Consider the following 11,453-nt stretch of genomic DNA (forward strand, 5'->3'; position numbering starts at 1 on the left):
TTCATTCCACAAAATTAAGACAAATCCTACTTACAAATCAGTAATATTTACAAGAAAATGACAAAAGAAAAAAGAGCTTTTCTTATCTATCGAAAAGCTCCTCTTTTATTTAATGTGAAGACGCATCGCTAATGCCATGACCAGTATTAGATTTCACTAGAATTTCATCAAATTTCGCTTCATCTTCTTTCTTACTAGATAAAACCGTTCCTAAATATGCTGCAAGAAATCCGAGCGGAATTGAAATAATTCCTGGTGTTGTATATGGAAATATCGCTTCCCCAACAAAAATAGCTTTTCCAGCTACAGGGTTCCAAACATTCGGACTCAACGCTACGAGAACAATAGCTGATACGAGACCTACAATCATACCAGAAATAGCACCCGTTGTATTAAAACGCTTCCAATATATTGTAAATAAAATCACTGGTAGATTTGCACTCGCTGCAACTGCAAATGCTAATGATACTAAAAATGCTACGTTTAATGTTTGGGCAAATAATGCAAGTATGATAGATAGTATCGCTACTCCAATAGATGCATAACGAGCCATAGATACTTGCTCTTTTTCTGTTGATTTCCCTCTGCGAATGATTTCATTATAAAAATCATGAGCGAATGCTGATGCTGCTGTTAATACAAGACCTGCCACTACAGCCAAAATCGTTGCAAAAGCAATTGCTGATACGAAAGCAAATAAGAAGTCTCCACCTAACGCTTTGGCTAATAAAGGTGCCGCCATATTACCAGCTGGGTTTGCTTTAATAATCGCTTCATTTCCTACAAACGCTGCCGCACCAAATCCTAAGAAAATCGTCATAATATAAAATGCACCAATTAACCACGTCGCATATACGACAGATTGACGTGCAGTTTTTGCATCACGTACTGTAAAAAAGCGGACAAGTATATGTGGTAATCCAGCTGTACCAAGTACTAGTCCTAAATTTAAAGAAAGTGTATCAAGACCATCCTTATACTTTACACCTGGATTTAAAAATGAATCTTTTAAAGGTGTAGCTGTTTTCATTTGAGCGAACATTTCAGTCACGCTGAAGTTGAATTTTGCGAAAACGATAACAGAAATAATAAACGTACCAGCCATAAGTAATACAGCCTTTACGATTTGTACCCAGCTCGTTGCTGTCATACCTCCAAAAATAACATACACCGTCATAAGTGTTCCAACGATTAATACAGATGTCGTATATTCAATCCCTAATAATAATTTAATAAGTGCACCCGCGCCAACTAATTGTGCAATCATATAAAAGATAGAAATCGTCATCGTATTAAGAGCTGCAACTCCGCGAACTTTTTTCGCATCAAAGCGTGCTGCAATCATATCCGCCAAAGTGTACTTTCCTAAATTTCTAAGCGGTTCTGCAACAAGATATAGTACAACTAGATAAGCAACTAAAAAACCGATACTATAAAAGAATCCATCAAATCCAGTTAATGCGATTGCTCCAGCTATACCGAGAAATGAAGCAGCAGACATGTAATCTCCAGCAATGGCCAGACCATTTTGCCAACCAGTTAATCCCCCTCCAGCCGTATAAAATTCACTCGCATTTTTCGTTTTTTTCGATGCAAAATAGGTTATGACGAGCGTACCAAGAACAATAATTAAAAATAGTGCAAATGCAGTAGTATTCAAGTTCAGCCCCTCCCTTTTTGCATATCTTGCAGAATTTTTCGGGAGATTTCATCAAATGATTCTGCTTTTTTGCTATAAATCATACATAGTGCCCATGTCATGATAAATTGGGAAAAAGCAAATACCCACGCCCATGTAACGTCTCCAAATGCAGGTGTATTAAGCACCTTTGAATACGATGTTAGAATAGGTAATGCGATAAAAAAACTAAAAAAGAAAATACTCATTGGAATGATAAACTTCTTTTTCGTATTTAATAACAATTGAAATTCTTCCGACTGAACGACCTCTGTATAATTCACCTCATTTTGCAACTTACGTGCTGACGTATCGTCTCGTTTCATTAACCGATCCCCTCTCTTACTTGAAATACACTTCCCCCTTGCATACCTAAAGACTAAATTTTATAAATATCCAGAAACTTATATTCATTTTAGACAATCCATGCATTCATGCAAAGATTTTTTGATAGACATTTTTCGGCAATTTCCCCTAAATTTTTAATATACTTTTTCAAAATAAAGTGACACTTTACTTATTTATCCTCATTAAGACAAAAGTAGTGCTTAACGCACTACTTTTGTCTTTTTTTCCTTTTCTAAATTACGAGCCGTTTCGCTTAGCTCAACATCTTTTCCGTCTTTCAGTGTTCCAAATATAAAATCGAATACTGGATTTGAAACACCAAACCAAAACTTTTCATTTTTATAATGGTGTAATATATGTTGTTTTTTTAGCCATCTTCCAAACTTAGTGACGGGACGAATCGGTCTATGAGCAATATAATGTTTCCATTCGTAAACGAGCAGCATAATAATCATTCCGATTCCAAATGAAAGTGTAATAGTAACACTTTTTGTAATACCATATGCTATAAGTAAATATATAGTAAAACTAGGTATACTAAACCATACAGGTAAAAACAAAAGTTTTAAATCATCTGGATATACGTGGTGATCATAATGCAATCTTCTTAACATTTTTAATAGAAATGTGTTTTTAGGTGGCTTTATATGGAATAAAAAACGATGTGTCATATATTCATTAAGTGTATAGAAAACAATCCCAAACATACATGCTAACATGCCAAACCACGTAAAAAATTGCATTTTTAAAATAATAATGAAAACAAATAGAATGCTATACATAATAACGATATCATGTTGTAAAAAGAACTCTTTCCCCACTTTCTTCATCTTGTTTCCCCCTTTTCCCAAAAAACAGCCGCAACATATCGTTACGACTATTTCTTTTCTATTCTTATTCTATTCACTTTACAAATTTGCCTGCTGTTCTATTGTCGAGAAAAAATTGTTTGGTCCAAATATATTTTGCTTCGGAATAATATGTTCCACTGCAAACACTGTTACTTCTCCTCTTTGCACTTCTCCAATAATGAGCCCAAATATTTCATGATTTACTGCAAACGTCGGTTGCTTTGTTTGTAACAATCTTGCAGCATTATGAAATACCGCTTCATATAGTGGATTTCTATCAGTAATTTCTTTTCGGATTTTTGGCGCTAACGTAATTATAATTTCTTTTCCGTCAATAGTGGTTCGATACATAAAAATCTCCCCTTCAATCTTATGTGAACAACTGTAAAGCTTTGTATGCAAAATGTATAGAGTAACCTACTAAAATAATACCTGCTCCGGCTGTTATGTAGCCAAGCGCTTTTGGTTTTAATAAAGTTCTTCCAAAATGTACAGAAAAAGCAATATTTAAATTCCATAAAATAATACCAACAATAATGCAAAGACTGTACAAAAAAGCTTCTTGTTTCGTTACCTTCGTAAGTAATGAGCTAAGTGTACTTCCGTATATACCAAACCAAAAAACAAGATTTAATGGATTGGATATCGCAATTAAAAATCCTGCCATAAACGATTGCTTAAGGCCACCTACCTCTTCTTTTTTATATTCCATATTCGAGTCGAAAATTCCTTGTTTTACACTTTGAAATCCTAAATAAAATAACAAGAAAAAACCCGTGCAATACATGAAGGCTTGTACATATGTATACATAAACATAGAAGATAAACCGAAATAAATGAGAAGCATAAATAAAACATCTGCAGTCATTCCACCAATTCCAACAACCCAAGCGTGCCAAAACCCACGTTCAATTCCTCGTTTTAACATTTCAATATTAATCGGCCCTACTGGCGCAGCTAATGATATACCTAATACGATTTGCTGTATAATTGCTCCAAACATCGCTCTATCCTTTCTACTCTCTTTACTACTAGTTAATGATGTAATTTGAAAAAATAGACTAGCTTTCATAATAAAATACCCTTTTTTATCCAAAATATACAAAAGAGCCATCTAGGTGATGGCTCTTACTTTTCTATCCTATGAAGAAAAGGACATTTCCCTTTTATTGGCTCTACATCGTCTCCTATGAAATATTGTTTCCATTCACGATGCTCTGGGTCACCATAATGACTAATGTTAGGATGTTTCGGCAATTGATCCCACTTTTCAACTCGCTCACGAACCATTTGTCTTGAATATGCTCCTTTAGGACGATCTCCCTCTAATCCATCAAAAATAGTGCGTGGCTGAAACCCAATAACGAGAGAATTCCCTAAATGTCTAGTTTTTCGTTGTTTATAAGCTGGCGCATTTCCAAATGCGAATATTGACTCACCACCAAATGAAAATTCCCATAAATAATGGTCTGGATCTTCAGGAATTTGCTTTGGCCATGCTTGATTATCGTTTTCATGTAAATACTGTAACACTTTCCAAAAGGAATCACGGTAATATTCGAGTGGCTGTTCTTCACATTCCGGTTCTACAAAAAGGAAAAAGCCCCTTCTTACAATCGGCCTCTCTTTCATTAACTCTAAAAAAGATAACATTGTATGTGGTAAATGACTCCAATCATTATGAGAAAGAAATGAATAACGAAGTTCATTCTTTTTCATAGCTGTTAAACCGAAATAACATGGAAAAGTTGGTTCTAACACAACATTTGAAAAAATCTCAAATTCTTTTGCAACCCAATCCGGTATGTCGGTTCTCGTTCTCATTCCTTCATTATCTAATAAGTAAGACTTATTCATTCTTTCACCTCATTATGTATAGCATTCAATTAAGAATATTATATACTCAGCCTGTCCTATACCTATTTAAAAATTTGACTGGAAAATTATTTAAAAATACAAAAAAATAAAAACGCTTACTTGACTAAATTCTCCCAATTCGTGTATATTTAAATTAATCATTTAGCAGAATATTCAAGAATATAGCATTTTTAGTTTATATTATTTTTTTAAAATGAATTTCACTAAATGAAAATAGTAAACGCTTTTAGGAGGAATTGTGACATGCAAGGAAAAGTAAAATGGTTTAACAACGAAAAAGGTTTTGGATTTATCGAAATGGAAGGCGCTGACGATGTATTCGTACATTTCTCTGCTATTCAAGGCGACGGCTACAAAGCTTTAGAAGAAGGTCAAGAAGTATCTTTCGACATTACTGAAGGTAACCGCGGACCTCAAGCTGCTAACGTAGTAAAACTTTAATCCAACATATAACAGGAGGTTACCTTACTTGGTAACCTCCTTTGTTATTCCTTTGTATATTTCCGTTTTACAGAGCAAAAACTATGTGAAATGCGCACTATACAAAGGAGGAATTATTAATGGGATCAGAAGTAAATGATTTTGAAGAAGTGAAATTCCGTGTAGAAACAGCACAAAAAATGGTAGGATCAGCAACAATTTCAATGGATCCAGATACATTAGAGCATGCTACTACTGCTGTAGAAGCAGCTCGCTCTCAGCTTGAAATTATGAAATCTGTTGCAACTGATTTAGATGAACCATTTTTAATGAATGAGGAAAAGAAATTAAATAAATGTGAGCATCAACTAAACGAAGCAAGACACTAAAAAACATCCAGAGAATTTTCTCTGGATGTTTTTTATGACAACTGGTCCCCATACTTTTTCAATGTTTCTCCAACTGTACATTGCCTTATACAAAATGAATGAGCATAATATTTACTATTTGTCTTTCGATTATGTTCTCGCAAAAAACAGCCTTCACAATACGTTTCTAATAAGTCATTTACCTCTGTAATGAGTTGCTTTTTATCCACCTTTGCACCTCTCTATTCAGTTATTTCTTTATGACTATCAATAACTGTTCCTTCCAATGCTTGCGTAGCTAATTGATGTGCTTCTTTATTTTGTTTTCTAGATATCGGCTCACATATAAGTTTTAATTTCATTTGCTTCGCCTTTTGTTCAATTTGATCTAAATAATGATTTAAATGTTCATCATAACAAGGCCATTCTCCGGCTAATTGCTGCAGTACCACTTGTGAGTCTCCGCGAAGTGTAACTGCTTCATACTTAATCCCTAGTTCCTCGAGTATATTCATACCGTATAATAATGATGCATATTCCGCTTCATTATTATCATATATACCTTCTATATATGCATTACGGCGAATGCGGTAGTTTGTATTTCCTTTTTTATAATACACACATATACCAACGCCAGCTTCTTTCGTTTGCACATCATACCCCCCATCAAAATAAACGAGTATTTCTTGGGGCTCTTCCTCTACTTGCTTACTTAACTTTTTCATCTCTTTTAATGACCATTCTGCGTCCATTTCATCGTAAAATAAAAGTTCCTTAGCTCTTCCTGTTTTCTCAAAATCCTCTGCAAATTGAAGTACTTCTTCTATGTTCATATACTCTGTTGTTAATTCCGTCTGCAATCCACGCTTCGTTTTATACAACCAATGAATTTTATATTTCATACTACATTCCCCTTATGTAAGACTTCTTATATATATCCGGCTAATTGAAGCCTCACTTTATTTTATTATATTTTATCTAGAGTCACAGCATTATATTCAATATGATTACATACAAAAAGAGCTATCCCTATAGGAATAGCTCTTTCATCTATTACATAAATCTTTCAAATTGTATTCGCTTATTAATCCAGTACATTACAGGCATACCGATCGCCATGACAACAAATTCACCAATTGCACAAGTTAACCAAGACAACATAAATGGTAAACCCAATGCAAGATGAAGTTCAATTGCAATCATAAACATTGTAATTGTAAAGATAACTGTATTAAAAATCATACGAGCCCAAACACCTTTAATAAATCGCATAGAAATAATCGTTGCAACTAACGCCAGAATAGATTGCCCTACTCCAAATACTAAATCGTAAGCGATCATAGGTGAGAAAAAGAGATTCGTTAAAAATACACCTAATACAATTCCGTAAATTGCTTTCTTGTTAAATACAACGAGATGATTAAACATCTCTGAAATACGAAATTGTACATTCGTAAAGCCAAATGGCTGAATAAGCATAGAAACAGCAATATATAATGCCGCTAAAATACCATTACCGACTAATGTTCTAATATTCATGACAAAATCTCCTTAGTTTTTTTACGTGGGATGGTTTCGAACCACGTTATTCGTTTTTTAAGCAACAAGATTATATTTTACGTGGTAGCCCCTCTTTCGTCAATAGATTCCTATCGTGAACTACCTTTTTTCTTTTAGACAACGTATAATAAAACATATGAAAGATTTAGGAGGTTTCACTTCATGACAGCAACAATTCAAAATGAAAAAGTGATCGTTTCCATTTCTGACAAAGGTGCAGAATTACAGAGCGTTCGCTTAAAAGAAGACAACATAGAATATTTATGGCAAGGTGATTCTACTTATTGGGGACGCCGTGCACCAATTTTGTTCCCAATTGTCGGTCGATTAGTAGATAATACATACTACGTAGACGGTAAACCATATTCATTAACACAACACGGTTTCGCCCGTGATCTTACTTTCTCTGTGAAAGAACAAAGCGAAACAAAGATCACTTATATCGTTACTAGTAATGAAGAAACATTAAAAAAATACCCATACGAATTCGAATTACTCGTTTCTTATGAGCTAGATGGACAAAGTGTTCATGTAACATATGAAGTAAACAATCCTACTTCAAAAGAGATGTTCTTCTCAATTGGAGCACACCCTGGATTCAACTTCCCTTTATTGGACGGTGAATCATTTACAGATTATCACTTATCGTTTAATGGTTCGGAACGCTTAGAAACAAGCGTATTAGAAGGACCTTATCTTTCAAACAAAAAGCAATTAATCGCTGAAAATACGACTGAATTGCCACTTACATATGATTTATTCAAAAATGATGCACTTATTTTTGAACATATGAATACGAATGAAATTTCGATTCGTTCTCATAAACATAATAAATTTGTAAAAGTAGAATTTGATGGATTCCCATTTGTTGGCGTATGGACACCAGGGGATAACGCACCTTTCTTATGTATTGAACCTTGGTATGGCATCGCTGATGAAGTAAATCCAGCAAAAGATTTCAAGGACAAAAAGGGAATTCAATCTTTACAAGCGAATGAAACATTTACATGTCGTTACAGCATCACAATCGGATAACTACTCTATCCCCTACTTCAAAAAATATTTAAGTAGGGGATCATCTTATAATTTGGAGGTTTCTCATTTTGATTGAAGTATATATTGATGGTGCATCAAAAGGAAATCCTGGTCCTTCTGGTGCAGGAGTGTTTATTAAAGGCGTTCAGCCACCTGTACAATTATCAGTACCACTTGGAACAATGTCCAATCATGAAGCAGAATACCGCGCTTTACTTTTAGCATTAAAATATTGCATCGAGCATAATTATAGCACTGTCTCTTTTCGTACAGATTCGCAGCTTGTTGAGCGGGCTGTTGAAAAGGAATACGCAAAAAATAAAATATTTGCACCTCTTTTAGATGAAGCACTGCAGTACATAAAAAACTTCGATCTCTTTTTTATTAAGTGGATTCCAAGTAGTCAAAATAAAGTAGCTGATGAATTAGCTAGAAAAGCTATCTTACAAAATTAACGGGGGTATGAGTGTGAAAAAAGAGTGGATTGCTCCTCTTGCTTTATTATTTGTCTCTTTTATTTGGGGAGCTACGTTTGTTGTCGTTCAAAACGCTATGTCTTTCGTTGATCCATTTACGTTTAATGGTATTCGCTTTTTATTCGCTGGAATTATTTTATTATTCGTTCAAATTATTTTCTCACAGAAAACTTCAAAACAAGAATTAAAACATAGTAGTTTAGCTGGATTAATGGTTGGGTTCTTCTTATTTGTCGGCTATTTATTACAAACATTTGGCTTACTTTATACAACTTCTTCAAAAGCAGGTTTCTTAACTGGGCTAAGCATTGTTATGGTCCCAATCTTATCATTTATCTTTTTAAAACAAAAAGCCACCATTTTCATCGTACTTGGTATTGCTGTAGCTACAACAGGTTTGTACTTATTAACAGCTGCTGATTCTTTCCAATTAAATATAGGAGATATACTTGTTCTTGGTTGTGCAGTCGCTTTCGCTGCCCATATTCTTATTAACGGCTTCTTTTCTAAAAAAATATCACCTTTATTATTAAGCACATCTCAAGTATTAGCTGTTGGTATATTTTCTTCTATTTGCGCTTTCTTGTTTGAAGATTGGGAAAAGTTATTTTCAGTATCACTATGGACGAATCAATCCTTTTTATTCGCACTCTTTCTAACTGCCCTGTTTGCAACATCTATTGCTTTTTTCATTCAAACATCGGCACAAAAACACACTTCTCCAACGAGAGTAGCAATTATTTTCGCAATGGAGCCCGTTTTTGCTGCATTAACAGGCGTTCTCGTTGCAAATGAACAACTTTCTATTTCTGCTATTATCGGATGTCTATGTATTTTTCTAGGCATGATTTTTGTTGAATTACCTTCCAAAACAAAAAAAGAAGCGCAGGCTGCGTGAAGTTACGCTTGTAACTTCCGCATAAAAGCCTTAGCGCTTTTTTTATCTGTAATTTCTTCCTCTTTCAATCGTTCTAATAACGCAACGAAATAACTACCATCAAACTGCAATTGATGTTTAATTGTGGCTTCTATTGCTGCGTTCACAATCCCATCAGACGCACCAGTATATCCTTGTCCAAACATAATAAACCCTTGTGCTTCCTCTGATAATTTAAATCCTTTCGTATGTAAGAATGAAAGATAATCTTCTACTGTTTGCATGTTATTCCCACCTACTCAAAAATTCTCCATCTCCTATCATACATGTTTTTACACGCTATGAGAATGAAATTTCTTTGACAACTTTGTAAATCAATCTTCTACTTCGCTTACAATGGAGGATTTTCTAACAATCTGAAGGAATATGTACAGTGGAACTTATTTCATATTAAAGGGGAGACACGATGAAACAAGCACTATTAATTATCGACGCTCAGCAAGAATTAATTGATGGAAATGAGCAAGAAAATGAAGTTTTTCGTAAAACTGAGCTATTATCTACACTAAATATAGCCCTGCAGAAAGCAATAGATTCAAATGCCCTTATTGTTTTCGTAAGAGATATCGATGTTGCTTCTGGTAGTGGCGAAGGATTTGAAGTACATAATCAAATTCAAATACCTCAGTCTGCAATCTTTATTAATAAAGCAGCAACCAATTCATTCTACGGCACTTCTTTACTTGAACTTTTAAAAGAAGAAAACATTAATCATATTGTTATAGGCGGATGTAAAACAGAACATTGCATTGACACTGCAGTTAGAGCAGCAACTGTACAAGGATTTGACGTTACATTAATTAAAAACGGTCATTCAACAACTGATTCTAACGTATTGTCTGCAGAACAAATTATTAGTCATCACAATAAAACTTTACACGGTCATTATAACGTTGATCATTTTTCTATGGTGAGAGATATCGAGGAAGACCTCTTTCAGCCGACTCATGATCAATATCGTGATTAGCGAAAAAGAATCCTTCATTCAGAAGGATTCTTTTTCACCCAAAAATTTGTGCTGCAATGCTATATAGCTCATTATTCCTTTTTAATAATTGACCGCTATTTTTCATCATAATTGGTGGTGTATTCACCTTTTTAAAACCAGCAATCTCTAATACTTTCATAAAATCTTTCTTTCCTTCTAGTACATCAATTCTTAATTTACCATTATGCCCTTTTGCTAAATCATGTACAATTCTCATTGCCATCTCATCATTTTTAGCAACAACCGGCCCTATTATCTTATTTTCTGGTGTTTGTATGCTTAAACCGTAACCTAATACATTTTGTTCCTTGTCCTTTACAACGATACACTGTTCACTTTGCATAATTCTTTTCTTTAAAAACTCTTTTCTATTTGTTCCAAACGCATATTCATCTATTTTTATTATTTTTTCTAAATCACCCTCTTCATAATTCATCACATAATCTTCATTTCTTACACAATAATGTTTCGCATTGTATGAGTTACATATGTATTTAGAAACATAACTTACTGCCCTAAACTCTAACTTTTCATATAAAGGTTTCCCTTCATCCGTAGCAATAAGCATAATTGGAGTATGAGCTGATACGCTTTTAACACACGCTTCCGTTATTATCTTTCCAATCCCTCTCCCCTTATAATCTGGATGTACAATCACCATTCCGATAGATGCTAATTTCTCCCCATATAATATTATTGCTGCGCTAGCAATTAGTTCCTCTTTCTCATTCCAAACACCGTATACAATCCCTGCGTTAAAAATAGTCTCAATTTCTTCTCTGTTATAATCCCAACCAATATAAGAAGATAGCGCTACAATGTCGCTTATTTGTTCTTTCCGAAGACGCTCCACTCTAATTTCCAATTCAATCATACTCCATCCCCTTATCTAGACATTTAAATCATTATTACGA

General features: G+C 34.2%; 17 protein-coding genes and 1 riboswitch. Of the genes, 6 read left to right on the forward strand and 11 right to left on the reverse strand.

The annotated features are described in order from the left end of the window. Positions 1–109 precede the first annotated feature (109 nt). The 6 genes from ACUN13_RS07405 to ACUN13_RS07430 form a co-directional block, all read right to left on the reverse strand. Entirely contained in the window at positions 110–1,660 is a 1,551-nt protein-coding gene (locus ACUN13_RS07405; protein WP_025688354.1) for a sodium:solute symporter family transporter, read from the reverse strand. 2 nt (positions 1,661–1,662) lie between these two features. Further along, positions 1,663–2,004 carry a DUF485 domain-containing protein gene (locus ACUN13_RS07410; protein WP_000817366.1) on the reverse strand — a complete coding sequence of 114 codons (342 nt, stop codon included), beginning with the start codon at positions 2,002–2,004 and terminating at the stop codon, positions 1,663–1,665. Between the two features lie 222 nt (positions 2,005–2,226). Further along, positions 2,227–2,856 carry a sterol desaturase family protein gene (locus ACUN13_RS07415; RefSeq protein ID WP_000755401.1) on the reverse strand — a complete coding sequence of 210 codons (630 nt, stop codon included), beginning with the start codon at positions 2,854–2,856 and terminating at the stop codon, positions 2,227–2,229. Between the two features lie 78 nt (positions 2,857–2,934). Continuing rightward, on the reverse strand, positions 2,935–3,228 hold the full coding sequence (locus ACUN13_RS07420; protein ID WP_000286361.1) for a hypothetical protein: 294 nt from the start codon (positions 3,226–3,228) through the stop codon (positions 2,935–2,937). Between the two features lie 19 nt (positions 3,229–3,247). Beyond that, a complete protein-coding gene (locus ACUN13_RS07425; protein ID WP_025688360.1) occupies positions 3,248–3,991 on the reverse strand; it encodes a LysE family transporter in 744 nt (247 codons plus the stop codon). 14 nt (positions 3,992–4,005) lie between these two features. Next, entirely contained in the window at positions 4,006–4,734 is a 729-nt protein-coding gene (locus ACUN13_RS07430) for a YqcI/YcgG family protein (protein WP_025688362.1), read from the reverse strand. Between the two features lie 264 nt (positions 4,735–4,998). Here ACUN13_RS07430 and cspB point away from each other — a divergent pair, with 264 nt between their 5' ends. Both cspB and ACUN13_RS07440 read left to right on the forward strand, forming a co-directional pair. After that, positions 4,999–5,196 carry a cold shock-like protein CspB gene (cspB, locus tag ACUN13_RS07435; RefSeq protein ID WP_001161731.1) on the forward strand — a complete coding sequence of 66 codons (198 nt, stop codon included), beginning with the start codon at positions 4,999–5,001 and terminating at the stop codon, positions 5,194–5,196. Positions 5,197–5,315: 119 nt separating this feature from the next. Next, the gene (locus tag ACUN13_RS07440; protein WP_000534392.1) at positions 5,316–5,564 is read left to right on the forward strand and encodes a DUF2564 family protein; all 249 of its coding nucleotides are present in this window, start codon (positions 5,316–5,318) and stop codon (positions 5,562–5,564) included. A gap of 32 nt (positions 5,565–5,596) precedes the next feature. Here the strand turns inward: ACUN13_RS07440 and ACUN13_RS07445 are convergent, their stop codons facing one another. From ACUN13_RS07445 to ACUN13_RS07455, 3 genes are all read right to left on the reverse strand, one after another. Then, the gene (locus ACUN13_RS07445) at positions 5,597–5,773 is read right to left on the reverse strand and encodes a zinc-finger domain-containing protein (RefSeq protein ID WP_002023738.1); all 177 of its coding nucleotides are present in this window, start codon (positions 5,771–5,773) and stop codon (positions 5,597–5,599) included. A gap of 12 nt (positions 5,774–5,785) precedes the next feature. Next, positions 5,786–6,445, reverse strand: coding sequence for a ribonuclease H family protein (locus ACUN13_RS07450; RefSeq protein WP_048538189.1), 660 nt, complete (start codon positions 6,443–6,445; stop codon positions 5,786–5,788). A 151-nt stretch (positions 6,446–6,596) separates the two neighbouring features. Continuing rightward, the gene (locus ACUN13_RS07455) at positions 6,597–7,082 is read right to left on the reverse strand and encodes a QueT transporter family protein (RefSeq protein WP_025688368.1); all 486 of its coding nucleotides are present in this window, start codon (positions 7,080–7,082) and stop codon (positions 6,597–6,599) included. Between the two features lie 6 nt (positions 7,083–7,088). Beyond that, positions 7,089–7,133: riboswitch (PreQ1 riboswitch) on the reverse strand. Positions 7,134–7,265: 132 nt separating this feature from the next. On the opposite strand from ACUN13_RS07455, the gene ACUN13_RS07460 reads away from it, so the two are divergent. The 3 genes from ACUN13_RS07460 to ACUN13_RS07470 all read left to right on the forward strand — a co-directional run bounded on the left by ACUN13_RS07460 (position 7,266) and on the right by ACUN13_RS07470 (position 9,512). Further along, on the forward strand, positions 7,266–8,138 hold the full coding sequence (locus ACUN13_RS07460) for an aldose 1-epimerase family protein (protein ID WP_000127397.1): 873 nt from the start codon (positions 7,266–7,268) through the stop codon (positions 8,136–8,138). Between the two features lie 68 nt (positions 8,139–8,206). Further along, on the forward strand, positions 8,207–8,593 hold the full coding sequence (locus ACUN13_RS07465; RefSeq protein WP_000573880.1) for a reverse transcriptase-like protein: 387 nt from the start codon (positions 8,207–8,209) through the stop codon (positions 8,591–8,593). 13 nt (positions 8,594–8,606) lie between these two features. Continuing rightward, complete coding sequence (locus ACUN13_RS07470) at positions 8,607–9,512, forward strand: DMT family transporter (protein ID WP_134266157.1); 906 nt, start codon at positions 8,607–8,609, stop codon at positions 9,510–9,512. 2 nt (positions 9,513–9,514) lie between these two features. On the opposite strand, the gene ACUN13_RS07475 is transcribed toward ACUN13_RS07470, so the two are convergent. Further along, positions 9,515–9,775, reverse strand: a complete 261-nt coding sequence (locus ACUN13_RS07475) for a DUF6123 family protein (RefSeq protein WP_001195212.1) — start codon at positions 9,773–9,775, stop codon at positions 9,515–9,517. 182 nt (positions 9,776–9,957) lie between these two features. Here ACUN13_RS07475 and ACUN13_RS07480 point away from each other — a divergent pair, with 182 nt between their 5' ends. Next, positions 9,958–10,518, forward strand: a complete 561-nt coding sequence (locus tag ACUN13_RS07480) for a cysteine hydrolase family protein (protein ID WP_025688374.1) — start codon at positions 9,958–9,960, stop codon at positions 10,516–10,518. Between the two features lie 34 nt (positions 10,519–10,552). On the opposite strand, the gene ACUN13_RS07485 is transcribed toward ACUN13_RS07480, so the two are convergent. Further along, positions 10,553–11,413 carry a GNAT family N-acetyltransferase gene (locus tag ACUN13_RS07485; RefSeq protein ID WP_025688375.1) on the reverse strand — a complete coding sequence of 287 codons (861 nt, stop codon included), beginning with the start codon at positions 11,411–11,413 and terminating at the stop codon, positions 10,553–10,555. Positions 11,414–11,453: the final 40 nt, after the last annotated feature.

This window comes from Bacillus cereus group sp. Bce041, assembly GCF_052646455.1.

Excerpts from the sequence above, each read along its gene's own strand:
- ACUN13_RS07410 (WP_000817366.1), bottom strand. The coding sequence starts at position 2,004 with ATGAAACGAGACGATACGTCAGCACGTAAGTTGCAAAATGAGGTGAAT.
- ACUN13_RS07485 (WP_025688375.1), bottom strand. The coding sequence starts at position 11,413 with ATGATTGAATTGGAAATTAGAGTGGAGCGTCTTCGGAAAGAACAAATA.
- ACUN13_RS07425 (WP_025688360.1), bottom strand. The coding sequence starts at position 3,991 with ATGGCTCTTTTGTATATTTTGGATAAAAAAGGGTATTTTATTATGAAA.
- cspB (WP_001161731.1), top strand. The coding sequence starts at position 4,999 with ATGCAAGGAAAAGTAAAATGGTTTAACAACGAAAAAGGTTTTGGATTT.
- ACUN13_RS07460 (WP_000127397.1), top strand. The coding sequence starts at position 7,266 with ATGACAGCAACAATTCAAAATGAAAAAGTGATCGTTTCCATTTCTGAC.
- ACUN13_RS07440 (WP_000534392.1), top strand. The coding sequence starts at position 5,316 with ATGGGATCAGAAGTAAATGATTTTGAAGAAGTGAAATTCCGTGTAGAA.
- ACUN13_RS07420 (WP_000286361.1), bottom strand. The coding sequence starts at position 3,228 with ATGTATCGAACCACTATTGACGGAAAAGAAATTATAATTACGTTAGCG.
- ACUN13_RS07480 (WP_025688374.1), top strand. The coding sequence starts at position 9,958 with ATGAAACAAGCACTATTAATTATCGACGCTCAGCAAGAATTAATTGAT.
- ACUN13_RS07430 (WP_025688362.1), bottom strand. The coding sequence starts at position 4,734 with ATGAATAAGTCTTACTTATTAGATAATGAAGGAATGAGAACGAGAACC.
- ACUN13_RS07455 (WP_025688368.1), bottom strand. The coding sequence starts at position 7,082 with ATGAATATTAGAACATTAGTCGGTAATGGTATTTTAGCGGCATTATAT.
- ACUN13_RS07415 (WP_000755401.1), bottom strand. The coding sequence starts at position 2,856 with ATGAAGAAAGTGGGGAAAGAGTTCTTTTTACAACATGATATCGTTATT.
- ACUN13_RS07475 (WP_001195212.1), bottom strand. The coding sequence starts at position 9,775 with ATGCAAACAGTAGAAGATTATCTTTCATTCTTACATACGAAAGGATTT.
- ACUN13_RS07450 (WP_048538189.1), bottom strand. The coding sequence starts at position 6,445 with ATGAAATATAAAATTCATTGGTTGTATAAAACGAAGCGTGGATTGCAG.